This window comes from Pseudomonas sp. Irchel s3h14 (genome assembly GCF_900187425.1).
In the GTDB taxonomy this organism is placed as follows: Bacteria; Pseudomonadota; Gammaproteobacteria; order Pseudomonadales; family Pseudomonadaceae; genus Aquipseudomonas.
In genome coordinates this window covers 393257-419301 of the sequence record NZ_FYDJ01000001.1, presented here as the reverse complement: position 1 = coordinate 419301, position 26045 = coordinate 393257, and the positions used below count along the sequence as shown (strand labels likewise).

General features: G+C 59.3%; 25 protein-coding genes, 1 other RNA gene and 1 pseudogene. 9 read left to right on the top strand and 18 right to left on the bottom strand.

What is annotated here, in order from left to right:
- The first annotated feature begins 2 nt into the window (after positions 1 to 2).
- Together CKW16_RS02025 and CKW16_RS02020 are read left to right on the top strand one after the other, a co-directional pair.
- Positions 3 to 320, top strand: a complete 318-nt coding sequence (locus CKW16_RS02025; protein WP_095127001.1) for a DUF2388 domain-containing protein — start codon at positions 3 to 5, stop codon at positions 318 to 320.
- A gap of 213 nt (positions 321 to 533) precedes the next feature.
- On the top strand, positions 534 to 1199 hold the full coding sequence (locus CKW16_RS02020) for an outer membrane protein (protein ID WP_095127000.1): 666 nt from the start codon (positions 534 to 536) through the stop codon (positions 1197 to 1199).
- A 63-nt stretch (positions 1200 to 1262) separates the two neighbouring features.
- On the opposite strand, the gene gcvP is transcribed toward CKW16_RS02020, so the two are convergent.
- The 9 genes from gcvP to CKW16_RS01975 all read right to left on the bottom strand — a co-directional run bounded on the left by gcvP (position 1263) and on the right by CKW16_RS01975 (position 13353).
- Positions 1263 to 4136 (bottom strand): aminomethyl-transferring glycine dehydrogenase, encoded by a 2874-nt coding sequence (gene gcvP / locus CKW16_RS02015; protein WP_095126999.1) that lies wholly within the window; start codon positions 4134 to 4136, stop codon positions 1263 to 1265.
- Between the two features lie 132 nt (positions 4137 to 4268).
- Complete coding sequence (gcvH, locus tag CKW16_RS02010) at positions 4269 to 4652, bottom strand: glycine cleavage system protein GcvH (protein WP_095126998.1); 384 nt, start codon at positions 4650 to 4652, stop codon at positions 4269 to 4271.
- Positions 4653 to 4702: 50 nt separating this feature from the next.
- Positions 4703 to 5785 (bottom strand): glycine cleavage system aminomethyltransferase GcvT, encoded by a 1083-nt coding sequence (gene gcvT, locus CKW16_RS02005; RefSeq protein ID WP_095126997.1) that lies wholly within the window; start codon positions 5783 to 5785, stop codon positions 4703 to 4705.
- Between the two features lie 156 nt (positions 5786 to 5941).
- Complete coding sequence (locus tag CKW16_RS02000; RefSeq protein ID WP_095126996.1) at positions 5942 to 7558, bottom strand: iron ABC transporter permease; 1617 nt, start codon at positions 7556 to 7558, stop codon at positions 5942 to 5944.
- A gap of 163 nt (positions 7559 to 7721) precedes the next feature.
- Complete coding sequence (locus tag CKW16_RS01995; RefSeq protein WP_095126995.1) at positions 7722 to 8726, bottom strand: extracellular solute-binding protein; 1005 nt, start codon at positions 8724 to 8726, stop codon at positions 7722 to 7724.
- Between the two features lie 236 nt (positions 8727 to 8962).
- A complete protein-coding gene (locus CKW16_RS01990) occupies positions 8963 to 10180 on the bottom strand; it encodes a 2-octaprenyl-3-methyl-6-methoxy-1,4-benzoquinol hydroxylase (protein WP_176471506.1) in 1218 nt (405 codons plus the stop codon).
- A 66-nt stretch (positions 10181 to 10246) separates the two neighbouring features.
- Positions 10247 to 11434, bottom strand: a complete 1188-nt coding sequence (ubiH, locus tag CKW16_RS01985; RefSeq protein WP_095126993.1) for a 2-octaprenyl-6-methoxyphenyl hydroxylase — start codon at positions 11432 to 11434, stop codon at positions 10247 to 10249.
- Positions 11431 to 12765 (bottom strand): Xaa-Pro aminopeptidase, encoded by a 1335-nt coding sequence (gene pepP / locus CKW16_RS01980; protein WP_095126992.1) that lies wholly within the window; start codon positions 12763 to 12765, stop codon positions 11431 to 11433. Before pepP ends, ubiH begins: the two co-directional genes overlap by 4 nt.
- A 27-nt stretch (positions 12766 to 12792) precedes the next feature.
- Positions 12793 to 13353 carry a YecA family protein gene (locus CKW16_RS01975; RefSeq protein ID WP_095126991.1) on the bottom strand — a complete coding sequence of 187 codons (561 nt, stop codon included), beginning with the start codon at positions 13351 to 13353 and terminating at the stop codon, positions 12793 to 12795.
- Between the two features lie 128 nt (positions 13354 to 13481).
- Here CKW16_RS01975 and CKW16_RS01970 point away from each other — a divergent pair, with 128 nt between their 5' ends.
- The 4 genes from CKW16_RS01970 (at position 13482) to CKW16_RS01955 (ending at position 14906) form a co-directional block, all read left to right on the top strand.
- Positions 13482 to 13691: a TIGR02449 family protein gene (locus CKW16_RS01970; RefSeq protein ID WP_007942437.1), complete on the top strand. Its 210-nt coding sequence runs from the start codon at positions 13482 to 13484 to the stop codon at positions 13689 to 13691.
- On the top strand, positions 13688 to 14005 hold the full coding sequence (locus CKW16_RS01965) for a cell division protein ZapA (RefSeq protein ID WP_007942435.1): 318 nt from the start codon (positions 13688 to 13690) through the stop codon (positions 14003 to 14005). The genes CKW16_RS01970 and CKW16_RS01965 overlap by 4 nt, the downstream gene beginning before the upstream one ends.
- A 30-nt stretch (positions 14006 to 14035) precedes the next feature.
- A non-coding RNA gene (ssrS, locus tag CKW16_RS01960) (6S RNA) lies at positions 14036 to 14214 on the top strand.
- An 86-nt stretch (positions 14215 to 14300) separates the two neighbouring features.
- On the top strand, positions 14301 to 14906 hold the full coding sequence (locus CKW16_RS01955; protein ID WP_095126990.1) for a 5-formyltetrahydrofolate cyclo-ligase: 606 nt from the start codon (positions 14301 to 14303) through the stop codon (positions 14904 to 14906).
- A gap of 34 nt (positions 14907 to 14940) precedes the next feature.
- Here the strand turns inward: CKW16_RS01955 and CKW16_RS01950 are convergent, their stop codons facing one another.
- On the bottom strand, positions 14941 to 15093 hold the full coding sequence (locus CKW16_RS01950; protein WP_008024268.1) for a hypothetical protein: 153 nt from the start codon (positions 15091 to 15093) through the stop codon (positions 14941 to 14943).
- Between the two features lie 201 nt (positions 15094 to 15294).
- Between CKW16_RS01950 and CKW16_RS01945 the strand changes: the two genes are divergently transcribed.
- Entirely contained in the window at positions 15295 to 15744 is a 450-nt protein-coding gene (locus CKW16_RS01945) for an EVE domain-containing protein (RefSeq protein WP_095126989.1), read from the top strand.
- A gap of 116 nt (positions 15745 to 15860) precedes the next feature.
- Here the strand turns inward: CKW16_RS01945 and CKW16_RS01940 are convergent, their stop codons facing one another.
- Positions 15861 to 16268 carry a flagellar basal body-associated protein FliL gene (locus tag CKW16_RS01940; RefSeq protein WP_095126988.1) on the bottom strand — a complete coding sequence of 136 codons (408 nt, stop codon included), beginning with the start codon at positions 16266 to 16268 and terminating at the stop codon, positions 15861 to 15863.
- Between the two features lie 150 nt (positions 16269 to 16418).
- Here CKW16_RS01940 and CKW16_RS01935 point away from each other — a divergent pair, with 150 nt between their 5' ends.
- Positions 16419 to 17396: an NADPH:quinone oxidoreductase family protein gene (locus CKW16_RS01935; protein WP_095126987.1), complete on the top strand. Its 978-nt coding sequence runs from the start codon at positions 16419 to 16421 to the stop codon at positions 17394 to 17396.
- Between the two features lie 61 nt (positions 17397 to 17457).
- On the opposite strand, the pseudogene CKW16_RS01930 reads toward CKW16_RS01935, so the two are convergent.
- Positions 17458 to 18067: pseudogene (locus tag CKW16_RS01930) on the bottom strand (energy transducer TonB).
- Between the two features lie 327 nt (positions 18068 to 18394).
- Here CKW16_RS01930 and glpT point away from each other — a divergent pair.
- A complete protein-coding gene (gene glpT, locus CKW16_RS01925) occupies positions 18395 to 19744 on the top strand; it encodes a glycerol-3-phosphate transporter (protein WP_095126986.1) in 1350 nt (449 codons plus the stop codon).
- Here the strand turns inward: glpT and CKW16_RS01920 are convergent.
- The 6 genes from CKW16_RS01920 to CKW16_RS01895 form a co-directional block, all read right to left on the bottom strand.
- Positions 19720 to 20388: a gamma-glutamylcyclotransferase gene (locus tag CKW16_RS01920; RefSeq protein WP_095126985.1), complete on the bottom strand. Its 669-nt coding sequence runs from the start codon at positions 20386 to 20388 to the stop codon at positions 19720 to 19722. The genes glpT and CKW16_RS01920 overlap by 25 nt on opposite strands.
- 233 nt (positions 20389 to 20621) lie before the next feature.
- Positions 20622 to 21590: a CDP-6-deoxy-delta-3,4-glucoseen reductase gene (locus CKW16_RS01915; RefSeq protein ID WP_095126984.1), complete on the bottom strand. Its 969-nt coding sequence runs from the start codon at positions 21588 to 21590 to the stop codon at positions 20622 to 20624.
- The gene (gene ubiD / locus CKW16_RS01910; RefSeq protein WP_095126983.1) at positions 21590 to 23056 is read right to left on the bottom strand and encodes a 4-hydroxy-3-polyprenylbenzoate decarboxylase; all 1467 of its coding nucleotides are present in this window, start codon (positions 23054 to 23056) and stop codon (positions 21590 to 21592) included. The genes CKW16_RS01915 and ubiD overlap by 1 nt, the downstream gene beginning before the upstream one ends.
- Before the next feature lie 139 nt (positions 23057 to 23195).
- The gene (gene rho, locus CKW16_RS01905; protein WP_007942421.1) at positions 23196 to 24455 is read right to left on the bottom strand and encodes a transcription termination factor Rho; all 1260 of its coding nucleotides are present in this window, start codon (positions 24453 to 24455) and stop codon (positions 23196 to 23198) included.
- A 248-nt stretch (positions 24456 to 24703) separates the two neighbouring features.
- Positions 24704 to 25033 carry a thioredoxin TrxA gene (trxA, locus tag CKW16_RS01900; RefSeq protein WP_008150340.1) on the bottom strand — a complete coding sequence of 110 codons (330 nt, stop codon included), beginning with the start codon at positions 25031 to 25033 and terminating at the stop codon, positions 24704 to 24706.
- Positions 25034 to 25153: 120 nt separating this feature from the next.
- On the bottom strand, positions 25154 to 25861 hold the full coding sequence (locus CKW16_RS01895; protein WP_095126982.1) for a FadR/GntR family transcriptional regulator: 708 nt from the start codon (positions 25859 to 25861) through the stop codon (positions 25154 to 25156).
- Positions 25862 to 26045: the final 184 nt, after the last annotated feature.

Here is a 26045-nt window from a genome sequence, read left to right as displayed (position 1 = left end):
ATATGCGTTTCAAACTTGCTGTCGCTACCATCGCCTTGTTGTCCCTTCCTGTCGGTTCGGTGATGGCCGATAGCTTTTGGCGTAACGTCATCTCATCCGGTGCGACCACCGGTTCGACCTACCTGACCTTCAAGGATAACAAGCTGATCGTTGCCGCCCAGGACGATGCCGGCAGCTTTGTCGCCAGTGACGGCGGCATTCGCGGCCCATACCTGGAGGCCGCGATGCAGAAAGTCCGCGCCGACAACCCTGGCCTGCAGGCCACGGACATGGAACTGGCGAACGCGATCCTGGCGAAGAATGCCGTTGCTTCGAATTAAGATTTACTGCTGAACAAAAATGCCGCTCTCAATGAGCGGCATTTTTTTTGAACCAGAGAAATTGCGCAGCTATTTCCTACGTAGGCTAACGCCAAAACACCGACATACAGACGAGTTTTCACCGACCTACTGATGAAAGCTCTGATATCAGCGCCAGACGTGCGAACTCAAACTTTGTCGATTCGGATTACCCCCAAAAGCGAATCGACTCACATGAAAAAACCAGTCTTATCTTTACTTCTGCTGGCCGCCTACAGTCACGTTTCCCACGCAGAAGGCCTGTACGGCTCGATAAAAATCCAGAGTGTCCAGCAAGACCTTACCGACGCCCTGCTCACAAGTCCCAGGGTGAACAACCGTATCGTCAGTCCGGAGCGCAACAAAGATGTCGGCGGCTCCGTTGCGCTCGGTTATGAGTTCATAGGCGGCTGGCGCCTGGAAAGCGAGTACACCATCAAGCAGGACTCGGAGTTCAAGAGTTACTGGGCGCCATTCAACGCCAACGTTAACAACATGCAGGTCTCATCCAAACGCCTGATGTTCAATGCCTATAAGGACTTCCCCTTGACCCAAAGCCTATCGCTGTACGCCATGGCCGGCGCAGGCGTGGCCCATATCAATTCCGAAGGCTATCAGTCCAACCCTTCACGTCGATTTGCCAACAATACCCAAAACAATTTCGCCTACACCCTGGGCGTCGGTGCAGACCTCAAACTGACCCGGCAAATTACCGTCGGCACCGGCTACCGCTATGTCGACATGGGTAAGGTTGAAACCGGCTATAACACCTTCGCCAACCGCATCAATGCACGGGACGAACAACTAAAGGGCAAGCTTCGAGAGCAGAATCTTTACGTTGAAGCGCGGATGTCGTTCTGATTCATGACTCAAAAAAATGCCGCTCTCCATGAGCGGCATTTTTTTGCCCAATGCAAAACCCTGTCAGCGGTAATCATCCACCGGGACGCAAGCGCAAAACAGATTGCGGTCACCGTAGACGTTGTCCACCCGATTCACCACCGGCCAGTACTTATGCGCCTTGGTGTGAGCATCCGGCGTCACCGCCTGCTGGATGCTGTAGGACCGCTCCCAAACCCCGGTGATATCCGCCAGGGTATGCGGCGAACGTTTCAGCGGGTTGTCATCGGCCGGCCAGTTACCGTTCTGCACCTCGGTGATTTCCGCGCGAATACTCAGCATCGCCCCGATAAAACGGTCCAGCTCCGCCTTCGATTCACTTTCGGTGGGCTCAACCATCAACGTCCCCGGCACCGGAAACGACATGGTCGGCGCATGGAAACCATAGTCCATCAGCCGCTTGGCGACGTCCTCCTCGCTGATCCCGGTCAGCGTCTTTAGTGGCCGCAGGTCAAGAATGCATTCGTGAGCCACCCGCTCGTTGCGCCCGGTGTAAAGCACCGGAAACGCCCCGGACAAGTGCTGCGCCAGGTAATTCGCGGCGAGGATCGCTACTTCACTGGCATCCGCCAATTGCGGCCCCATCATCGCGATGTACATCCAGCTGATCGGCAGGATGCTTGCACTGCCCCAGGGCGCTGCGCTGACTGCGCCGTTTTGCGCCAATGGCCCTTCGATCGGTACCACCGGGTGATTGGCTACGAACGGCGCCAGATGCGCCCGCACACCAATCGGCCCCATGCCCGGCCCGCCGCCACCATGGGGAATGCAGAAAGTCTTGTGCAGGTTCATGTGGGACACGTCGGCGCCAATGTCCGCCGGGCGCGCCAGTCCGACCTGAGCGTTGAGGTTGGCGCCATCCATGTACACCTGGCCGCCGTGACTGTGGATAACTTCGCAGATTTCGCTGATGCCTTCCTCGTACACGCCGTGGGTCGAAGGATACGTCGCCATCAGGCAGGCGAGTTTGTCTCCGGCCTCTGCGGCTTTGCCTTTGAGGTCATCCAGATCAACGTTGCCCGCCTCGTCGCATTCGACGATCACCACCCGCATACCGGCCATCTGCGCCGACGCCGGGTTGGTGCCGTGGGCCGAGGACGGGATCAGGCAAATATCCCGCGCGCCCTCATGGCGGCTCTCGTGATATTTGCGGATCGCCAGCAACCCGGCGTACTCGCCTTGGGCCCCGGAGTTGGGTTGCATGCAGATCGCGTCGAAACCGGTAATCGCGCAGAGCCAGCGCTCCAGCTCTTCGATCATCAGCGAATAACCGACCGCCTGCTCTTTCGGCACAAACGGGTGCAGGTTGGCGAACTGCGGCCACGTGATCGGAATCATCTCGCTGGTGGCATTGAGTTTCATGGTGCAAGAGCCCAGCGGGATCATCGATTGGTTGAGCGCCAGGTCCTTGTTCTCCAGTTGCTTGAGGTAGCGCAGCATCTCGGTTTCGCTGTGATGGGCGCTGAACACCGGGTGGCGCAGATAAGTAGAGGTACGCAGCAGACCCGAGGGAATGCCGGAAGCAAGGGTTTCAGCGTCCAGTTCGTCGACGTTCAGCCCATGATCGGAACCGAGGAACACATCAAACAACTTCGCGACGGTGAACTCGTCAGAGGTTTCGTCGAGGCTCAGCCCCAACTGCCCGCGCCCGAGGATGCGCAAATTGATCTGCGCGGCCTGGGCACTTTCGATGATTGCCGTCTGAGTACCACCGACCTCCAGCGTCAGCGTGTCGAAAAAGTGTGTGTTGAGACGGGTGATGCCGCGGCGCTCCAGGCCAGCGGCGAGGATGCTGGTCAGCCGATGGACGCGTTGGGCAATGCGTTTGAGCCCTTCCGGACCGTGATAGACCGCATAGAAACTGGCAATGTTGGCCAGCAGCACCTGAGCGGTGCAAATGTTCGAGTTGGCTTTCTCCCGGCGGATATGTTGCTCGCGGGTTTGCAGGGCCATGCGCAGGGCGACGTTGCCGCGAGCGTCCTTCGACACGCCGATGATCCGCCCGGGAATCGCCCGTTTGTACTCATCGCGACTGGCAAAAAACGCTGCGTGAGGCCCACCGTAACCCATGGGCACGCCGAAACGCTGGGATGAACCGAACACCACGTCGGCGCCCAACTCCCCCGGCGGCGTCAGTAACAGCAGACTCAGCAGATCGGCAGCGACACACGCCAAGGCTTGCTGCGCATGCAGATGATCGATCAACGGACGAAGATCGCGGATTTCGCCGTGGGTATCGGGATATTGCAGGAGCGCACCGAACACCTGGTGCTGTTTCAAGTTATCCACAGTGTCGATGATCAGCTCGAAGCCGAACCCTTCTGCTCGGGTCTGCACCACGGAAATGGTCTGCGGATGACAGTTTTCGTCGACGAAGAACAGATTGCTCCTGGACTTGGCGACACGCTTGGCCAATGCCATGGCTTCCGCCGCTGCCGTGGCTTCGTCCAGCAGCGAGGCGTTGGCCAGTTCCAGGCCCGTGAGGTCGATGGTCAATTGCTGGAAGTTCAGCAGCGCTTCGAGCCGGCCCTGGGCAATCTCTGGTTGATACGGCGTGTACGCGGTGTACCAACCGGGATTTTCCAGCACGTTGCGCACAATGACGGTCGGCGTGAGGGTGCCGTGGTAGCCCATGCCGATCAGGCTGGTCCAGACCTGGTTTTGCTCGGCGTAACCGCGCAGTTTGGCCAGCGCGGCTTCTTCGTCGAGCGCGGGTGGCAGGTCGAGCGGCCTGTTCAGGCGGATTCCCGGCGGCACCGTCTGCTCGATCAACTCGACCCGGCTGCCGAGGCCGAGGCTGTCGAGCATCGCCTGTTGCTCGGCGGCATCGGGCCCGAGGTGGCGGCGAAGGAAGGCATTGGGGTCGCGTAACTGGCTCAAGGACGGCAACTGGGACATGACGGGCTCTCTCTTGACTGGCGCTCAACGTCGATGCAACACGGTCAAACCAGCATAGCAGTCGCTGTCACTGTGCCCCTTGAGAATGAAAAAGCCCCGACAAGTCGGGGCTTTGGGGATGACGCTTAAGGCTTACTCGCCGATGGCGGCCTTGTAGGCCATCGCGTCGAGCAGGTTGTTCAGCTCAGACGTATCACTTGGCTCAAGTTTGAATATCCAGCTGTCATAAGGCGCGCTGTTGAGCAGTTCCGGGTTGCTGGCCAATTCTTCGTTAACGGCAATGACTGTACCGGAAACTGGCGAGTAGATATCCGACGCGGCCTTCACCGACTCGACGACACCCGCAGCCTCACCGGCAGCGAACACTTTGCCGATTTCCGGCAGCTCAACGAACACTACGTCACCCAAGGCTTCCTGAGCATGGTCTGAAATACCCACTTTCACGCCGCCATCATGGTCTAGACGGGCCCATTCGTGACTTTCGGCAAAACGCAGGTCGACAGGGATTTCGCTCATGTTCTGTGTCCTCAAGAAAAATGTCAGCGGTCATTGCCCGCCAAAAAAAGTTAGATCAAGGTTTTACCGTGGCGTACGAAGGTCGGTTTGACCACTCGGACCGGGTACCACTTGCCACGGATTTCCACTTCAGCGCGGTCGGCGGTAGCCACCGGCACGCGCGCCAGTGCAATCGACTTGCTAAGCGTAGGAGAGAAACTACCACTGGTGATCTCCCCTTCGCCAACATTGGCGATGCGAACCACTTGATGAGCGCGCAAAACCCCACGCTCCTCAAGGACCAGACCGACCAGTTTGTGCTGCACGCCACCCGCCTGTTCGGCTTCAAGAGCGCTGCGACCGATGAACTGGCGAGTGGCCGGTTCCCAGGCAATGCTCCAGGCCATGTTGGAGGCCAGCGGTGAAACGTCTTGGTGAATGTCCTGACCGTAGAGGTTCATGCCGGCTTCGACCCGCAGAGTATCGCGCGCCCCGAGGCCGATCGGCGAGATGCCCGCGCCCACCAGATCGTTGAAGAATCCTGGCGCTTGATTGGCCGGCAGAACGATTTCCAGGCCATCTTCGCCGGTGTAACCGGTGCGCGCGATGAACCAGTCACCATCAGCCTGGCCTTCGAAGGGCTTGAGCATCTGAATCAGGTTGCCGCGGGACTGGGTCACCAGTTCGGAGATTTTGTGCCGGGCCTGAGGACCTTGAATGGCCAGCATCGCCAACTCGGAGCGCTCGTTGAGCTGCACATCGAAACCATCGATATGGGCCTGCATCCAGGCGAGGTCCTGATTACGGGTGGAGGCGTTGACCACCAACCGATAACCTTCGTCGAGACGGTAGACGATCATGTCGTCGACGATGCCGCCGCGCTCGTTGAGCATGGTGCTGTACAAGGCACGGCCAGGGCTGTGCAGACGTTCGACGTCATTGGCCAGCAAATGCTGGAGCCAGGCCTTGGCCTGAGGGCCGCTGACATCGATCACGGTCATGTGGGATACATCGAAAACCCCGCAATCGCGACGCACCTGATGGTGTTCCTCGACCTGCGAGCCGTAATGCAAAGGCATATCCCAACCGCCAAAATCGACCATCTTCGCGCCGAGGGCGAGATGAAGGTCATACAGAGGCGTGCGCTGTCCCATGGGTTTCTCCTTCCGGGCGTGGCGAAGGTGCGGGCCGGTGCTGCACGGGGTGAAAGCCTTGAAATAGAAGGCTTTCAGCCGATTTCAGCTACCTGGTCCGTAGGACGGACCGCACCGAATGCCGCGCATTGTAGCCTCAAGGTGTAGGACTGGCACCTAGGCGTTTCGATGCGCCGAACGTCGAATCAATCCGATGACCGGTAGCAGGCCGACCAAAACCAGAGTCAAGGCCGGCAAAGAGGCCCTCGCCCACTCGCCTTCGCTGGTCATTTCGAAGATGCGTACCGCCAGCGTATCCCAGCCAAACGGGCGCATCAGCAGGGTCGCGGGCATTTCCTTGAGCACATCGACGAACACCAGCAACGCAGCGCTCAGCGTTCCTGGCAGCAATAACGGCAGATACACTTTGAAAAACAGTCGTGGCCCACTGACGCCAAGGCTACGTGCCGCTTCGGGCAAAGATGGCCGTATTCGCGCCAGACTGCTTTCCAGCGGTCCATAAGCCACCGCGATGAAACGCACCAGATAGGCCAGCAACAACGCCGACAGGCTGCCCAGCAACAATGGCTTGCCGGCGCCGCCCAACCAGCCCGATAACGGGATCACCAGTTCGCGATCCAGGTAACTGAACGCCAGCATGATCGACACCGCCAGCACCGAACCCGGCAAGGCATAGCCGAGGTTGGCCAGGCTGATGCCGGAGCGGATCGCTCGGGTCGGGGCCAGACGTCGGGCAAACACCAGCACTAAAGCAACACTGACGGTGATCAGCGCCGCCATGCCGCCCAGGTACAGGGTATGGACGATCAGCCCCGCGTAACGCTCATCCAGGTCGAAGCGCCCGCGCTGCCAGAACCACACCACCAGTTGAAGCACTGGAATGACGAAAGCGCAGGCGAACACCAGACCGCACCAACTCATGGCCGCCAACGCCTTGAAACCGCGCAGGTGATACAGCGCCTTGACCCGAGGTCGTTCGTTACTCGCCCGGTTGGCCCCGCGAGCACGACGCTCGCCGTACAGCACGACCATCACCACCAGCAGCAACAGGCTGGCCAATTGCGCGGCGGTGGAGAGGCTGAAAAATCCGTACCAGGTCTTGTAGATGGCGGTCGTGAACGTGTCGAAGTTGAACACCGACACCGCACCGAAATCCGCCAAGGTTTCCATCAGCGCCAGCGCCACGCCAGCGCCGATGGCCGGGCGCGCCATGGGCAGCGCAACTCGCCAGAACGCTTGCAACGGGGATTGCCCCAGAACGCGCGCCGCTTCCATCAAGCCTTTGCCCTGCGCCAGGAACGCGGTTCGCGCCAACAGATAAACGTAGGGGTAGAAGACCAGCACCAGGACCAGAATCACACCGCCGGTGGAGCGCACGCGCGGCAACCTCAAGCCCGTGCCGAACCATTCGCGCAACAGGGTTTGCACGGGACCGGCGAAATCCAGCAGGCCGACGAAGACGAATGCCAGCACGTAGGCGGGAATGGCGAATGGCAGCATCAGCGCCCAGTCCAGCCAACGCCGACCGGGGAATTCGCAGAGACTGGTGAGCCAGGCCAGGCTCACACCCAAGAGCGTTACGCCGATACCGACACCAAGTACCAGGGTCAGGGTATTGCCCAGCAGACGTGGCATCTGGGTATCCCAGAGATGGGACCAGATTTGATGATCGATGGTTTGCCATGACAACAGCAAAACGCTGAGTGGCAACAGGACCAGCGCAGCGATGGCGAAGACCAGGGGATACCAGCGGCGTTGGGCGGGGTGAGCCAAGGAAAAGTCTCAGGGGTGTGGATCAATAGAAATGATTGTGCCCACGTCGAGGCGTCGAACCGTCTGCGTGGGCACACATCTTGTGACGCTCTGCGTCACGCTTCGACGCGGAGCGTCGGGGGATGCATTCCCACGCAGAGCGTGGGAACGATCAGCGTTGCAGTCAGTTCCAACCCGCCCGATCCATCATCCGAATCGCTTCAGCCTGACGCTTGCCGGCAATTTCCACAGGCAAGGTATCGGCGACAAACTTGCCCCAGCTCGCCACTTCTGCAGACGGCTGAACCGCAGGGTTGGCCGGGAATTCCTGGTTCACGTCAGCAAAGATCTTCTGTGCTTCAGGCGTGGTCATCCATTCCACAAGGGCCTTGGCCGCTTCCGGGTGCGGAGCATGTTTGGTCAGGCCAATGCCCGACAGGTTCACGTGCACGCCACGGTCGCCCTGGTTCGGCCAGAACAGCTTCACCGCCAGATCAGGCTTCTGCTTGTGCAGGCGACCGTAGTAGTACGTGTTGACGATGCCGACGTCGCATTGACCCGCGTTGATGGCTTCCAGCACCGCGATGTCATCCGAGAACACGTCGGTGGACAGGTTACTCACCCAGCCCTTGAGAATCTTCTCGGTTTTGTCGGCGCCATGGACTTCGATCATGGTGGCGGTCAGGGACTGGTTGTAGACCTTTTTCGCTGTGCGCAGGCACAGGCGGCCTTCCCAGTTCTTGTCGGCCAGACCTTCGTAGGTGGTCAACTCACCGGGTTTCACCCGATCGGTGGAGTAAGCGATGGTCCGCGCCCGCAGGCTCAGGCCAGTCCAGGCATGGGCGGATGAGCGGTATTGCAGCGGGATGTTGGCGTCGATCACCTTGGAAGTGAACGGTTGCAGGATGCCCATCTGCTCGGCCTGCCAGAGGTTGCCGGCATCGACGGTCAGCAGCAGGTCCGCGGTGGCGTTTTCGCCCTCGGCCTTGATCCGCTGCATCAGCGGCGCTTCCTTGTCGGTGATGAATTTCACCTGCACGCCGGTTTTCGCGGTGTAGGCATCGAAGACCGGTTTGATCAGCTCGTCGATACGCGAGGAGTAAACCACCACCTCGTCAGCGGCCTGGGCTGCGGTGCTGCCAATCACGGTCAGGGCGAGTGCGGTCAGTAGACGCTTCGGTACCAGCATGGGAGCGATCTCTCGATTAAAAAATTGAAGCCAAATGATATGGACTCACATTTACGTTCTCAATCGAACAGTTCGCGGAGGCGTTACCAGATGTTGCATAGGTTGGGATGTGTGGTGGATGTACCGACGTCTTCGCGAGCAAGCCCGCTCCCACATGGGAATGCATTTCAACTGTGGGAGCGGCGGTGCGACGATTCGACTTGCTCGCGAAGAGGTCGTCAGCCGCAACGAAGATGTCAGGCCTTGGCGAGAGCCGGTAGATCCCCGATCAATCCAAGCGCTTCGCGCACGAACAGCGCCTTGGCTTCGGGCATCTGGTCGACCACCTTTAACCCGGCATTGCGCAACCAGCGAATCGGCAACGGATCAGCCTGGAACAGGCGTTCGAAGCCTTCCATCGCCGCCATCAACGCCAGGTTGTGGGGCATGCGCCGACGTTCGTAACGGCTGAGCACTTTTACATCCGCCAGACGCTCGCCACGCGTGGCCGCTTGCAACAGCACTTCGGCCAGCACGGCGGCATCGAGGAAACCGAGGTTCACGCCCTGCCCGGCCAGCGGGTGAATGGTGTGCGCCGCATCGCCGATCAACGCCAAACCTTCAGCCACGTATCGCTTGGCATGACGCTGCCGCAGCGGTACGCACAGACGCGGGTCGGCGCTGTGCACTGTGCCGAGTCGACCTTCGAAGGCCCGCTCCAGCTCTTTACAGAAACTCTCGTCGCCCAGCGCCATCAGGCGTTCGGCTTCGCTCGGCGTGGTCGACCAGACGATCGAACACCAATCCTGCTGACCGTCACGCTCCAGCGGCAGAAACGCCAGCGGACCGTTGTCGGTGAAGCGCTGCCACGCGGTCAGTTGATGAGGTTTGGCGCTGCGCACGCTGGTGACAATCGCGTGGTGCATATAGTCCCACTCGCGCGTCGCCATGCCGGTCAGGCGCCGAACGGCGGAATTAGCGCCATCCGCTGCGATCACCAAAGGTGCACGCAAGGTGCGGCCATCGGCCAGGGTCAGCAGCCAGTCATCGCCGGAGCGACGCATCTGTTCCAGACGCGCATTGGCCAGCATTCCGAGGTCACAGTCGTGCAAACGGTCGAGCAAGGCGTCCTGAACCACGCGGTTCTCGACGATATGCCCCAGCACGTCGGCATGCACACTGGCCGCCGAAAAATGGATTTGCCCGGTGCCGCTGCCGTCCCAAACGTGCATGTCGGTGTAAGGGCTGCTGCGCCGATTGGCGATGCCGTCCCAGACGCCCAGACGTTCAAGAATCCGCTGGCTGGCAGTCGATAAGGCGCTCACTCGCGGTTCGAACGAAGCCTGGGCATCGAAGGGTTTGACGCTCAGGGGGCTGCCGTCCAGCAGCAGGACTTCCAGCCCGCTGTCCTGCAACGCCAGCGCCAGGGCGCTGCCGACCATTCCGGCCCCGACAATCAGCAGATCTGCGCGCATTTCCATGCTTTAAGCCTGTCTCGCTTGCGGCTTGAGCCGCATAAAAAGGGATGTTCCGACCGCCACTCAAGCATCGGGACGCGTACCCAAACCCATGGCCTGCCGGGCGAACCAGCGTTTGGCCGGCGGCAACAGATCCAGCCCGAGCAGACCGATATTACGGCCCAGGGAAACCAACGGCTGAGTGCTGCCGAACAAACGGGTGACCTGATCGGAGAAGCCCACGGTCAGGTTCTGATCCAGACGCTGACGCTCGCGGTAAGCCTGCAAGGTCGCAAAGTCTCCGGGAGATGTTTCGCTGGTCAACAACGCATCGGCCAACGCTTGAGCATCACGCAAGGACAAGTTGAAACCTTGCCCTGCAATCGGGTGCAGGCTGTGGGCAGCATTACCGAGAATTGCCAGATGCGGACGCACCTGCTCTTCGGCCTCGATCAATGTCAGCGGGTACAAATGCCGCGCGCCAACCTGCTTCAACGTGCCGAGGCGATAACCGAACACGCCTTGCAACTCGCTGAGGAAGCTCTTTTCATCGAGGGCCGCCAGCCGTTGCGCATCCATTCCCAATCGGGTCCAGACCAGTGCGCAGCGGTTTTCCGGCAACGGCAACAAGGCCATCGGCCCGTCATCGGTGAAACGCTCGAAGGCCATGCCGTTGTGCGCTTCACTCGGTGTGATGTTGGCAATCAACGCGCTCTGGTTGTACGGGCGCTTTTTGATGCCGATCCCCAGTTGCTCGCGCAGACCGGAACGGCCGCCATCGGCGAGTACCGCAAGATCGCATTCCAGAGTGGTTTCGTCGTTGAGGGTCAGGCGATAGCCATCGATCAGCGGCTCCATGCGCGTGACTTCCGCCGGGCAACGCCAGCTGATCACGTCCTTGTCCAGCCCCTGCCAGAGGCATTGGCCGAGCCAGGCGTTTTCCACCACATAACCCAGCGCCGGAACGCCCTCTTCCATCGCCGACAATCGAGCGGTGGAGAACCGTCCACGGTCGGACACATGAATTTGCTTGATCGGCTCGGCGCGGCGGGAGATTTCCTGCCACACGCCCAACCGTTGATAAATCTGCTTGGCGCCGTAGGACAACGCCGAAGAACGGGCGTCGTAGCTCGGTTGATAAGTATCGCCGGGGGCGAACGGTTCGATCAGCACGATCTTCCAGCCACGAGCCTTGGCTCCGGCCTGCAGTGCCAACGCCAGGCTGGCGCCGACCAGACCACCACCGATGATTGCCACATTGACTCGACTCATGCCGCTTGTGTCCGCGCGGCGGCCATCAAGGCCTCGATCTCGGCGACCGTTTTCGGTACGCCTTTGGTCAGGATTTCACAGCCGGTTTTGGTGACCACTACGTCGTCCTCGATGCGCACGCCAATGCCGCGCCATTTCTTCGCCACGTTCTGGTTGCCCGGGGCAATGTAGATGCCCGGTTCCACGGTCAGCGCCATGCCGACTTCCAGCACGCGCCATTCGCCGCCGACCTTGTATTCGCCGACATCATGCACATCCATGCCCAGCCAGTGGCCGGCGCGGTGCATGTAAAACGCTTTATAGGCTTCGCTGGCGATCAACTCGTCGACGTCGCCCTGCAACAGGCCCAACTTCACCAGACCGGCGGTAATCACCCGGACCGTGGCTTCGTGAGCCTGATTCCAGTGTTTATCCGGGGCGATTTCCGCAAATGCGGCTTCTTGCGACGCCAGCACCAACTCGTAGATCGCCTTCTGTTCCGCTGAATACTTGCCGTTGACCGGCCAGGTGCGGGTGATGTCGCTGGCGTAGCAGTCGATCTCGCAACCGGCATCGATCAATACCAGATCGCCGTCCTTGAGTACCGCGTCATTCTGCTGGTAATGCAGGATGCAGCTATTGCGCCCAGCGGCGACGATCGAACCGTAGGCCGGCATTTTCGCCCCGCCCTTGCGGAACTCGTAGTCGAGCTCGGCTTCGAGGCTGAACTCATGCAACCCCGTACGGCAGGCCTGCATCGCGCGGATGTGCGCCTGGGCGGAAATCCGTGCGGCTTCGCGCATCACCTTCACTTCTGCCGCCGATTTATACAGGCGCATGTCGTGAAGCAGATGATCCAGGGCAACGAATTCGTTCGGCGGCTGGGCGCCGAGGTGCGCTTTAGAGCGGATCACGTTGATCCAGTCCATCAGGTGCCGGTCGAATTCCGGGTTGCTGCCCATGGCCGAATACACCCGGTCGCGACCTTCGATCAGGCCCGGCAGAATGTCGTCGATGTCGGTGATGGGGAAGGCGTCGTCGGCGCCAAAGTCGCGAATCGCGCCTTCCTGCCCGGCGCGCAAGCCGTCCCACAACTCTCGTTCGGCATTGCGTTCACGGCAGAACAGTATGTATTCGCCATGTAAACGCCCGGGCATCAAAACGATGACCGCCTGAGGCTCGGGAAAACCGCTGAGGTACTGGAAGTCGCTGTCCTGACGGTAGACGTGCTCGACGTCGCGGTTGCGGATCGCAACGGCGGCGGCGGGCAGGATGGCGATGCTGTTGGGTTCCATCTGCGCCATCAGGGCCTTGCGGCGACGGCTGTATTCCGATTTCGGGATATGAATCATGGGCAGATGGCTTTCCCTGGCACGCGATTAATGCAACGACGGTTTGGCGGCAGCCGGCGCGTCCGGCTTTTTGTTTTCGGTGAACAGCAGCAGCGGCGCGACGCGCAGGTACTCCATCACTTCCATGTAATCGCTTTCGCCATCGTCGGACTCTTCCAGAGCGTCTTGCACCTGTGAAATAGCCGCCAGGTCCTGAAGCACTTCGGTGGCCTCGGTGCTCAGCATGCTGCTGTCACGGCAGTTCAGGCCGAAACCGCTGAGGAAGCCCTGGCACCATTGGCCCAGTGCGGCGGCGCGGTCGGCCAGTGGCTCGTCATCAGTCGGCAGCAGCAGAACGACGGTCACGTCGTCGCCGGTGAGCTCGCCCTTGACCATCTCCTGCAAGCCGATCAAGGCGTTGCGGACATTATCCTGCGGCTCGCTTTCGAGCAGCTCGGCGGCATCGACCAGCCAGCCTTCGGCATCGAAACCGGCACCGGCGCAACTGCGGCCGAACAGCAGGCCATGCAGTTCGGCAGGCGAGACATTATGACCGCTGGAAGTCAGCAGTTTGGCGAAGGCTTGGTACGGGGAATTCTGAATGGGCATGGGCAGCTAGGCGCCAGACGGCGCTATGTCTAGAATGAAGGCCTTGTATCCTACATCGACAGACTCGCCAAGACTATTAAAGGCTGTCCGCCAGCTACCACCCATCAAGCACAATTTCAGTGGACACAATGGAAGACACCGACCTGCAAGCTCTGATGGCCAGACTCGAACTGCTAATTAGTCGGGTCGAGCAACTAAAGAGTCAAAACGGACTCCTACTAGCTCAGGAAAAGACCTGGCGCGAGGAACGCGCTCACCTCATTGAAAAGAACGAAATCGCCCGGCGTAAGGTCGAATCAATGATTTCGCGCCTCAAGGCCCTGGAGCAAGACTCATGAGTTCAAGCAATAGCGTTACCGTGCAGATCCTCGATAAAGAATATTCGATCATCTGCCCCCAGGAAGAGCGCAGCAACCTGGTGAGCGCCGCCCGTTACCTGGACGGCAAGATGCGCGAAATCCGCAGCAGCGGCAAAGTTATCGGTGCCGATCGCATCGCCGTGATGGCTGCCCTGAACATCACGCACGATCTTCTGCACAAGGAAGAACGCCCGGATGTACAGGCCAGCGGCTCGACCCGCGAGCAGGTTCGCGACCTGCTGGATCGCGTCGATCTGGTGCTCGCAACCGATCCGGACGTCACCAAGGGCTGAAACGCGAAACCGCTTGGGGTATACTCGCATCACTCCCTGGGGTGCTTGCCAGTTGGCGATGTCCCTGAGCCGATTTGCTATACCCTGGAGGTTGCACGTTGGGCTGGTGTGCATGTCCGCTAGACGGAAAGCCTTAAAGCCTACTGCATCTTCCACCTTGAACTTTCGGGTTCAAGGGCTAAGTCGACAGCGGTACATCCGGGGAGCCTGATTCCAGTCCGATGCCGGTTTAAATACCGGCATCGGCTTTTTTACGGGTACGCTTTATGTACTTGCCCTTCTGAAGCCCGAATCCATGACCGAACCTGCGCTGCTGCCCCGCCCGCAACTTCGACGCATGCTGCGCAAGGCCCGCCGCGCACTGACACCCAGTCAGCAACGCCAGGCTGCTCGCGGGCTGTATAAACAATTGGCCCAGCACCCGCTATTCCGCCGCGCAAGGCACATCTCTCTGTACCTGCCCATGGACGGTGAAATCGATCCGCGCCTGCTGATGCGTGCCGCGCAACGTCGGGGCAAGGCGACGTATCTGCCAGTGCTCAGTGCCTGGCCACGAACCAAAATGGTGTTCCAGCGGATTCGTCCCGGCGAAAAGCTCAAACCCAACCGTTTTCGCATCCCCGAACCACGGCACAACATCGCCCGACAACGCAAGGTCTGGGCGCTGGATCTGGTGTTGTTGCCGCTGGTGGGGTTTGACGATGTCGGCGGACGCTTGGGAATGGGCGGTGGTTTCTACGACCGGAGCCTGGCGTACCTGGCGCGCCGCAAAAATTGGCGCAAGCCGACGCTGCTGGGCCTGGCCCATGAATGTCAGAAGGTTCAACGATTGGCTCAGGCGAGCTGGGATGTACCGCTGCAGGGCACGGTCACGGACAAGGCGTGGTATTTCGCGGACTAGACGCCACTGATTTCAGCAGCGTCCGAAGACAGGTTCAGCGTTTGAAGGCCGACGGCTGTTGTTGCTGCGCGATTTCGATCGGAGCGTCGGTCTTGTTGCTCCACAGGCTTTGGGCATAGCCGGTGGTCACGACGCCGAGGCCGAACAAAATAACCAAAATCCATAGTAAATCCGGTTTGCGTTTCATCGATTGCCCCCCAAAGGCACATCAACACGATGACAGCAGCGGTTTCCGTTGTAGGTGTAGGCCGTGCAGCAGCGTCAAGCTTAGAAGGCCGGCATTCTGCGACAACGTGAACCGACACGCAAACGCTGGCGTCAACCGACCGTCGGCTTGTCATAAAATTCCCCGACAACTTGCCCACCCACTTCGCAAGGAGCAAAAACCATGGCTTATTGGCTGATGAAATCCGAGCCCGACGAGCTCTCGATCAAGGGCCTGGAGGCACTTGGCAAAGCGCGCTGGGACGGGGTTCGCAACTACCAGGCACGTAATTTTCTGCGGGCCATGGCCGTGGGCGACGAGTTTTTCTTCTATCACTCCAGCTGCCCCGAACCGGGGATCGCCGGGATCGGAAAGATCGTCGAAGCCGCGTATCCGGACCCGACGGCGCTGGAGCCGGAGAGTCATTACTACGATCCGAAGGCCACGGCAGAGAAAAACGCCTGGAGCGCGATCAATGTCGCGCATGTCGAGACGTTTCCCAACGTGCTTAAGCTGGATTATCTGAAACAGCAGGCGGCGCTGGCCGAGATGCCGCTGGTGCAGAAAGGCTCGCGACTGTCGGTGATGCCGGTGACGGCCGAGCAGTGGGCGGCGGTGAATGCGCTACGTTGAGATGTTTTTTGAATGGGCGCGGCTTGCTGGTGCGCTTTTGTAGGAGCACGGCTTGCCGGCGATGGCGGTCTTGTGGGCGCTATCGCGAGCAAGCTTTGCTCCTACAGGATCCAGCATTACTGGATAATGAGGTTGTTGAACAACAGATCCTCAACCACCGGTTTGCCGGTTTCGTCGCTCATGATTTGCTGGGTTTGCTTCAGGGCTTCCTGACGCAGCTTTTCCTTGGCCTCGACGTTGTTCATCGCCTCGGTAGTCTGCTGGGCAAACAGCGCCACCAGTTGATTACGAATCAACGGCTCATTGGCTTTCACCAGTTTGGTCGCCTCATCACCGGTCACTCGCAACGCCACATCGGCCTTGTAGACCTTGAGCTTCGGCGTCCCGTCCAGCCCGTAGTTGCCCACGAACGGCGGGCTCAGGGTGATGTAATTGACCTTCGGAGCTGCACCTTCTTTGGCTTCTTCGGCCATCGCTGCCACAGGCAGAGACAGGGCCAGCAACAACATGATCCACGCTTTCACAATTCGCTCCTTATCCGGTTTGCGGCCTAGCATAACGACCCGCCGCTCAAGCACAAGCTTATGGCTGACTATCAGGGCCGGGCATGCTCGTTGACCCATCGACTCACACACCTACACTTATCGGCCATCACTCCCAAAGGAATAGCCCTGATGAAAGCCGTGCTGTGCAAAGCCTTCGGCCCTGCCGAATCGCTGGTGCTGGAAGACGTCGCCAGTCCTGTCGCGAAGAAGAATGAAATCCTGCTGGACGTGCACGCCGCCGGGGTGAATTTCCCGGACACGCTGATCATCGAGGGCAAATATCAGTTCAAGCCGCCCTTCCCGTTTTCCCCGGGTGGCGAAGCGGCTGGCGTGGTCAGCGCGGTGGGCGAAAAGGTCAGCCATCTCAAGGTCGGCGACCGGGTCATGGCGCTGACCGGCTGGGGCAGTTTCGCCGAACAGGTCGCGGTGCCGGGCTACAACGTGCTGTCCATCCCGCCATCGATGGACTTCAACACCGCCGCCGCGTTCAGCATGACCTACGGCACTTCGATGCACGCGCTCAAGCAACGGGGCAACCTGCAACCGGGTGAAACCTTGCTGGTACTCGGCGCTTCCGGCGGTGTCGGTCTGGCCGCCGTGGAAATCGGCAAAGCCATGGGCGCCCGCGTGATCGCCGCCGCCAGCAGCGCCGAAAAACTCGCCGTGGCCAAGGCTGCCGGCGCCGATGAGCTGATCAACTACAGCGAAACCAGCCTCAAGGACGAAATCAAGCGCCTGACCGATGGCCAGGGCGCCGATGTGATCTACGACCCGGTCGGTGGCGACCTGTTCGACCAGGCCATCCGCGCCATTGCGTGGAACGGCCGCCTGCTGGTGGTGGGTTTCGCCAGCGGTCGCATTCCGGAGTTGCCGGTCAATCTTGCGCTACTCAAAGGTGCAGCGGTGGTCGGCGTGTTCTGGGGCTCCTTCGCCCAACGCCAGCCACAGGACAACGCGGCGAACTTCCAGCAATTGTTTGGCTGGTTTGCCGAGGGCAAGTTGAAGCCGCTGGTGTCGCAGGTGTATCCGCTGAGCAATGCGGCGCAGGCGATCAATGATCTTGGCCAGCGCAAAGCGGTTGGGAAAGTGGTGGTTCAGGTTCGCTGAGCCCAATGCAGCGGTCTGGACTTCAAATGAAGTTGTTCAGACCGCTTTTTATTGTCCGGGACTAAAGCAACTTCCGAATTTCCTCCGGCAGCAAACTCATGTACTTGCGGACAGGGCTCGTCCGACAATCCCTGACAATTTTCGGGTTTATTCAGTTTGGCAATCAAGGCCAGACGCTGCTCATTCTGCAACTGTGTCGTATAAATCACGTTCGACAGATAGGCGCGAGTGTAATCAAACACTTTTGAATCAACCCACGCATACTCCGGAAAATCGACCAACGCCTCATTGAGGTCACGACATCTCAATTGTTTGAGCCACTGGTTGGTATGAATGGGCGTGTCCAGATCCAGTCTGAAAACCATCGGCGCAGTCACGTCCTGTTCGGCGGGTTTGTCGCCTCCTGCCGTCCACGGTTTAAAGCGCCACTGTGCTATCGCCTTCTGGGTCGCTTCGGCCAGGTCAGGATGATCGCTTTGCAGAATGCTTACTTTGCTGACCGAGCCATCGGCATTGGCAGTGAACCTGACTCGAACTTCACCTGTTATCCCGGCCCTGAAAAGCGCCCTTGGGTAAATCGGCTTGGGATTGTTTTCCGGGATCAGCAACACTTCCTCGGCCCGAACACCGACTGACATAACCAACAAAAGTACACACGCCAACCACCGCATAACCCCTCCCCTTTGCAGCTGAAATGCCAGATCCGGCACCAGCACAAAGGTTAAGGCTCGACGACTGGGAACAGAACGCCACGACTTCCCATTCATATGAAGGACATTTCCCAATGACTCGTCCTACCCTGGACCGAAATGCGGCACGTAGACCTGCAAGTAACGTTTCCCACAACGCCCTACATTTATACCTGAGCGACATGTTCATAAAAGAACATGCAATCTCCAGCATTTCCGCTATTTGGCCGATGCGAAGCGGTGCTATTTTCGGTAACGAAACTGTAACATTCGCATCCGCAGTCAAAACAAGAAATCTGGAGCTCTTGAATGTTTGCTTTCTTTCGTCCTGCCGCACATCAGGCTCCATTGCCTGAAGAAAAAATAGACAACACCTACCGACGCCTTCGCTGGCAGATCTTCGCCGGTATTTTTATCGGCTACGCCGGCTATTACTTGCTGCGCAAGAACTTCTCCCTGGCCATGCCCTATCTGATTGAAGAGGGCTATACCCGCGGCGAGCTGGGCCTGGCGCTGTCGGCCATCGCCATTTCCTACGGCCTGTCCAAGTTCCTGATGGGCATCGTGTCCGACCGTTCCAATCCGCGTTTCTTCCTGCCCTTCGGCCTGTTGGTATCGGCCGGTGTGATGTTCATTTTCGGCTTCGCGCCTTGGGCGACGTCCAGCGTGACCATCATGTTCATCCTGCTCTTTATCAATGGCTGGGCTCAGGGCATGGGCTGGCCGCCGAGTGGGCGGACGATGGTGCACTGGTGGTCGCAGAAGGAGCGCGGTGGCGTAGTGTCCTTGTGGAACGTGGCGCATAACGTCGGTGGCGGCCTGATCGGCCCGCTGTTCCTGCTCGGCATGGGCCTGTTCAATGACTGGCACGCAGCGTTTTACGTGCCGGCGGCGGTCGCCATGGCGGTGGCGGTGTTTGCCTTCGTCACCATGCGTGACACCCCGCAATCGGTGGGCCTGCCGCCTATCGAGAAGTACAAGAACGACTACCCGGAAGGCTACGACGCCAGCCACGAAGAAGAATTCAGCGCCAAGGAAATCTTCGTCAAATACGTGCTGCGCAACAAAATGCTCTGGTACATCGCCCTGGCCAACGTCTTCGTCTACCTGTTGCGCTACGGCGTGCTGGACTGGGCACCGACCTACCTCAAGGAAGCCAAGGGCTTCACCGTGGATAAAACCTCGTGGGCCTACTTCTTCTACGAATGGGCAGGTATTCCGGGCACGCTGCTATGCGGCTGGATGTCGGACAAGATCTTCCGTGGCAACCGTGGCCTGACCGGCATGGTGTTCATGGCATTGGTGACCGTAGCGACATTGGTTTACTGGCTCAACCCGGCCGGCAACCCGACTGTCGACATGATCGCGCTCGTCTCGATCGGCTTCCTGATTTACGGCCCGGTGATGCTGATCGGCCTGCAAGCACTGGAATTGGCACCGAAGAAAGCCGCCGGTACGGCAGCGGGCTTCACGGGTCTGTTCGGTTATCTGGGGGGGTCGGTCGCGGCCAGTGCAGCGATGGGCTACACCGTGGACCACTTCGGCTGGGATGGCGGTTTCGTGCTGCTGATTGGCGCATGCATACTGGCGATGGCCTTCCTTGCGCCGACGCTGTGGCACAAACAAGTCGCCAGTCAGAGTCGCGAAGCAATCGCCTGATCGGCCTTTGATTTGCAGCGCTTGAGCCGCGCCTCCAGATTCCGGTCTGGCATGGCGTGGCTACGCAGGGCGTGGGCGGTCTGCTCGACATAATCGCGAGTAGTGCCGTAACGCCCGCAAGCGTTTTCGAACACGTGGCTCAGCACGTGATCCGGCAAGTTGCCCGCATAGCTGGGCAGATGCCGCTCCAATACAAACCCCAACGCCTGAACCTGACTTCCGTCTTCAAGACGGCAGTTGAGCCAGTGTGGGCGATAGGACGGGAATGGCATTTCGCGTTGCCAAAGTGCGTAAAGGGATGCTTCAAGTTGTTCTTCAGGCAAGCGATAGGCGAAGCCGCTGCAAGAACCACCGCGATCCAGGCCGAATACCAGCCCAGGTACTTCCGGTGTGCCGCGATGTTCGTGGGACCATAAATACAAACCGCGATGGTAGCCATGCACACGACCACGCACTCGCTCCACCGCTGCACATTCAGGACGCCAGATCAGCGAACCGTAAGCGAACAGCCACACCGGCCCGCCCTTGTGGCGCGCCATCGTCGACTGCATTGAGCTGAGCAATTGTTCGTGCGTGAGCTGCGGCCCCAGATCGAGCAGCGGAGGGTAAGCCAGATTCAAAAAAGCAGATTCAATGGCGCTCATGGCGATTAGCGTTCAGCTCCCCGCGGGTGAAGAATTACTTAATAGAACGCACCGCTGTAACAATAAGGCACATATGTTTTAAGGCAATTTAAGTGCCATGGCACAGTTCTTAAACATCTGCCTGAATGACATATAACCTACCGGCATTTATATAATTTTATAAATACCGATCGGCTATATAGAGAGTTATAACGATTAGATCGACGATCAAAATCGCAGATCAAGATCGAGGATCAAAATCGCGGCGCGTATGCAAATACATCCGCACGCATTTGATGAGCGTCCATCCCGGCGCCGACCAAAGCATCCAGCGTGCCGTAGACCATGGCCGGAGAGCCGCTGGCGTAGACATGCAAGGGTTTCAGATCGGGGAAGTCCTCACACACCGCCTCATGCAGCATCCCGCAGCGCCCCTGCCAGCCGCATTGATCGCTGACGACTTTATGCAGGAATAGATTGGCCAGTTTCAGCCATTCATCCCAATGTTCGATGGCATAAAAATCTTCAGGACGACGCACGCCCCAATACAGGTGCACCGGATGTTTGAAGCCCGTCGCACGGCAATGTTCGATCAGGCTATGGATCTGGCCCATGCCGGTGCCCGCAGCGATCAGCACCAGTGGACCGTCCGGCAGTTCCGCCAGATGGGTGTCGCCGAACGGCATTTCGATCCGCACCATCGGGTTGCGTTGCAACTGGTCGATCAGGCTCAGCGCACTGCTTTCGCGCGCCAGCACATGGATTTCCAGATCACGCCCGCCATGCGGTGCCGAGGCCAGGGAGAACGCGGATTTCTCGCCGCTCTCGCGTTCGATCATCAAGTACTGACCGGCGTGATAACGTGGCGGCTTGCCGGCCGGCGCTCGCAGACGCACACGCCAGGTATCGCCGCCGACATCCCTGCATTCAATGACCTGACACGACAAGCTGCGCACCGGCAGTTCTCCCAGCGCGAGCACGCCATCCCACAGCACGATGCAGTCTTCCAGCGGCTCTGCAATGCAAGTGTAGAACTCGCCATGGTCGCGCACACCGCCTTCCTGTTCGACCCGCCCTTCCACCAGCAATGCGGCGCACACATGGCAATTGCCGTTTCGACAGCTTTGCGGGCATTCATAGCCCAGACGCCGCGCGCCATCGAGAATCCGCTCGCCGGGCAGAATCTGTAGCACTGCTCCGGAGGGCTGCAAGGTTACACGCATCAATCTATTCCTAACTGATTCCAGATGGCATCGATCCGCTGGGTAACGGCTTCGTCCTTGACGATCACCCGGCCCCACTCGCGAGTGGTTTCGCCCGGCCATTTATGCGTGGCATCGAGCCCCATCTTCGAACCCAGGCCGGAAACCGGCGAGGCGAAGTCCAGGTAATCGATTGGCGTGTTGTCGATCAACACCGTGTCGCGCTTGGGGTCCATGCGCGTGGTGATGGCCCAAATCACGTCGTTCCAGTCGCGTGCGTTGATATCGTCATCACAGACGATAACGAACTTGGTGTACATGAACTGTCGCAAAAACGACCAGACACCCAGCATTACCCGCTTGGCATGTCCGGGATACGACTTCTTCATGGTCACGATGGCCATGCGGTACGAGCAGCCTTCGGGCGGCAGGTAGAAGTCGGTGATCTCGGGGAACTGCTTCTGCAGGATCGGCACGAACACTTCGTTCAGCGCCACGCCGAGAATCGCCGGCTCATCCGGCGGACGGCCGGTGTAGGTGCTGTGGTAGATCGGTTTGATCCGGTGGGTGATGCGCTCGACGGTGAACACCGGGAAGCTGTCGACTTCGTTGTAGTAACCGGTGTGGTCGCCGTACGGGCCTTCGTCGGCCATTTCGCCCGGATGGATCACGCCTTCAAGGATGATCTCGGCGGTCGCCGGGACCTGCAAGTCGTTGCCACGGCACTTCACCAACTCGGTGCGGTTACCGCGCAACAGGCCGGCGAAAGCGTATTCGGAAAGGCTGTCCGGCACAGGAGTCACCGCGCCGAGAATGGTCGCCGGGTCAGCGCCCAGCGCCACGGACACCGGGAACGGCTGGCCAGGATGCTTCTCGCACCACTCGCGGTAATCCAGCGCGCCGCCACGGTGACTCAGCCAGCGCATGATGACCTTGTTGCGACCAATCACTTGCTGACGGTAGATACCGAGGTTCTGGCGATCCTTGTTCGGCCCTTTGGTGACGGTCAGGCCCCAGGTGATCAGCGGGCCGACGTCGCCCGGCCAGCAGGTCTGCACCGGCAGCATCGCGAGGTCGACGTCGTCGCCTTCGATGACCACTTCCTGGCACACCGCGTCTTTGACGACTTTCGGTGCCATGGCGATGATCTTGCGGAAGATCGGCAGCTTGGACCAGGCATCCTTCAGGCCTTTCGGCGGCTCGGGTTCCTTGAGGAACGCCAGCAGCTTGCCGATCTCGCGCAGCTCACTGACCGCTTCTGCGCCCATGCCCAGCGCCACGCGCTCAGGGGTGCCGAACAGGTTGCCGAGCACCGGGATGTCATAACCCGTAGGGTTTTCGAAAAGCAGGGCCGGACCTTTGGCACGCAGGGTGCGGTCGCAGACCTCGGTCATTTCGAGCACTGGGGACACCGGAACCTGGATGCGCTTGAGTTCGCCGCGCTTTTCCAGACCGCTGATAAAGTCGCGCAAGTCGCGATACTGCATGCGTGAGCCTCGTATTGGCCGTGCCGTTCGGGGGTGGCAGTTTAGCGCCGAACCCCTCTATTCAGAACCACGAACTGCCGGTTCATCAAAAATCAGATAGCAAAAAGCCGGGTTTCCCCGGCTTCTTGGCCCGTTCGACTTACTTGCGTTTCATCGACAGGAAGAACTCATCGTTGGTCTTGGTCGTTTTCAGCTTGTCGACCAGGAACTCGATGGCAGCGATTTCGTCCATCGGGTGCAGCAGCTTGCGAAGAATCCACATGCGTTGCAACTCGTCGTCGGCAGTCAGCAACTCTTCGCGGCGGGTGCCGGAACGGTTGATGTTGATGGCCGGGAAGACGCGTTTTTCAGCGATACGACGATCCAGCGGCAGTTCCATGTTGCCCGTGCCTTTGAATTCTTCGTAGATCACTTCGTCCATCTTCGAGCCGGTTTCAACCAGCGCGGTGGCGATGATGGTCAGCGAACCGCCTTCTTCGATGTTCCGCGCGGCGCCGAAGAAACGTTTCGGTTTCTCCAGGGCATGGGCATCGACACCACCAGTGAGTACTTTGCCGGAGCTCGGGATCACGGTGTTGTAGGCGCGAGCCAGACGGGTGATGGAGTCGAGCAGGATCACCACGTCTTTCTTGTGTTCGACCAGGCGCTTGGCCTTCTCGATCACCATTTCGGCAACCTGCACGTGGCGGGTTGGCGGCTCATCGAACGTCGAGGCAACCACTTCGCCGCGCACGGTGCGCTGCATTTCGGTCACTTCTTCCGGACGTTCGTCGATCAGCAATACGATCAGGTGAACTTCAGGGTTATTACGAGCGATGTTCGCTGCGATGTTCTGCAGCATGATGGTTTTACCGGCTTTCGGCGGTGCAACGATCAGACCGCGCTGGCCTTTGCCGATCGGGGCGCACAGGTCGATGACACGACCGGTCAAGTCTTCGGTGGAACCGTTGCCGGCTTCCATCTTCATGCGCACGGTCGGGAACAGCGGGGTCAGGTTCTCGAAGAGAATCTTGTTTTTCGCGTTCTCGGGACGATCGTAGTTGATCGTGTCGACCTTGAGCAGCGCGAAATAACGCTCGCCTTCCTTTGGAGGACGGATCTTGCCAACGATGGTGTCACCGGTGCGCAAGTTGAAGCGACGGATCTGACTCGGCGAGACGTAGATATCGTCTGGGCCGGCGAGATAGGAAGCGTCAGCGGAGCGAAGGAAGCCGAAGCCGTCCTGGAGAATCTCCAGCACGCCATCACCGGAGATTTCCTCGCCGCTTTTAGCGTGCTTTTTGAGCAGGGAGAAAATCACGTCCTGCTTGCGCGAACGGGCCATATTTTCTATGCCCATCTGTTCGGCCAATTCGAGCAGTTCGGTAATCGGCTTTTGCTTGAGTTCAGTCAGATTCATATAGGAATGACGTAATCATTTATGGAGGGGGGGAAATTAAGCTTTTGGCTTAATGAGGCCGCGCCGCAGAGAAGGCGACAGGATCGCGTACTTATTCGAAAAGGAGTGCGTCGGCGACGGCTAGCAGGGGGCAGTGGAGAAACCAGTGCGGGGCCGAATGTACCACCTGAGTTTCGGAGCGTCTAGCCCTCAATAACGAAAAGGCCCCGCGATGTGCGGGGCCTTTTTGATGACGCTTTAAACGACGCTTAGATGTTGGCGTCGAGGAAAGCAGCCAGTTGCGACTTCGACAGTGCGCCGACCTTGGTCGCTTCAACGTTGCCGTTCTTGAACAGCATCAGAGTCGGGATACCACGCACGCCGTGCTTGGCCGGGGTTTCCTGGTTTTCGTCGATGTTCAGTTTGGCAACGGTCAGCTTGCCTTTGTAGGTTTCAGCAATTTCGTCCAGAACAGGAGCGATCATTTTGCAAGGGCCGCACCATTCAGCCCAGTAGTCGACCAGTACAGCGCCTTCGGCCTTGAGGACGTCGACGTCGAAGCTAGCGTCGGTGACGTGTTTAATAAGATCGCTGCTCATGGAAGTCTCCAGGTTGTAAGCAAAAAAACGTGGCCCATCATAGCCGCCCTTCCCTCGTTCAGGAAGGTGCAGATGATTGAGTCTCGCTATGGTGCCGCATGAGTTTGGGTATAGACCAAGTCACGAGGTGGCGGGAGCGACGAAGGCAATTCCGGTGCGCAGTGCCGCGTTACGCACGTGTTCGTGCATGGCCTTCTGCGCTGCCCCGGACGCCCGCCGGGCTAGCGCACGAAGGATTTTGCGGTGTTCCTGCCAGGTTTCCATGGCCCGCTCGGCCCGGATGAACGGTAGTTTCTGGCTCTCTAGAAAGATGTCGGCGCTGGCCGTCAGAATGCTCAGCATCGCCTGATTGCCGCTCGCCAGCAGGATGCGCCGGTGAAACTCGAAATCCAGTCGCGCCGCGGCCTCGAAGTCGCCGGCCTTCAATTCGATGCGCATGGCGGCGACGTTATCTTCCAGTGCATCGAGCTCGTGAGTACTCAGGGTCACCGCCGCCAAACCGGCGGCAAAGCCTTCCAGGGCATAGCGCAACTGGAAGATGTCCAGCGGCGAGGCCTGGGCCGCGAACGGCCAACTCAGCCCCGCATCACCTCGCGGCAAATCAACCGGTGACTGCACGAACACGCCTTTGCCCGGCTGGATGCTGATCACCCCCAACGCACTCAGTGACGACAACGCTTCGCGCAGCGACGCCCGACTGACCCCCAATTGCACCGCCAAATCCCGTTGCGAGGGCAAGGCATCCCCAGGCCCGAAGCCCTGTTCGGTGATCAGTTTACGGATGGCTTGCAGCGCCACTTCAGGTACGGCGCGAGAGATCGAGTTCATGGTTTTCCAGACGAACCAGGCCAATGAGCGGTTAGTTGTAAAGCTATTCGCGACGCCCGGCAAGTCGTGCCCCATGGGGGTTCGGAGATTTTCATGGATGCGCTATCGGGGTGCGAAATGCCGCCCAACTGTTCAGACCAGTAAGACCGATCGACACCAGCAAAACCGTGGCCTTGCGCCCCCA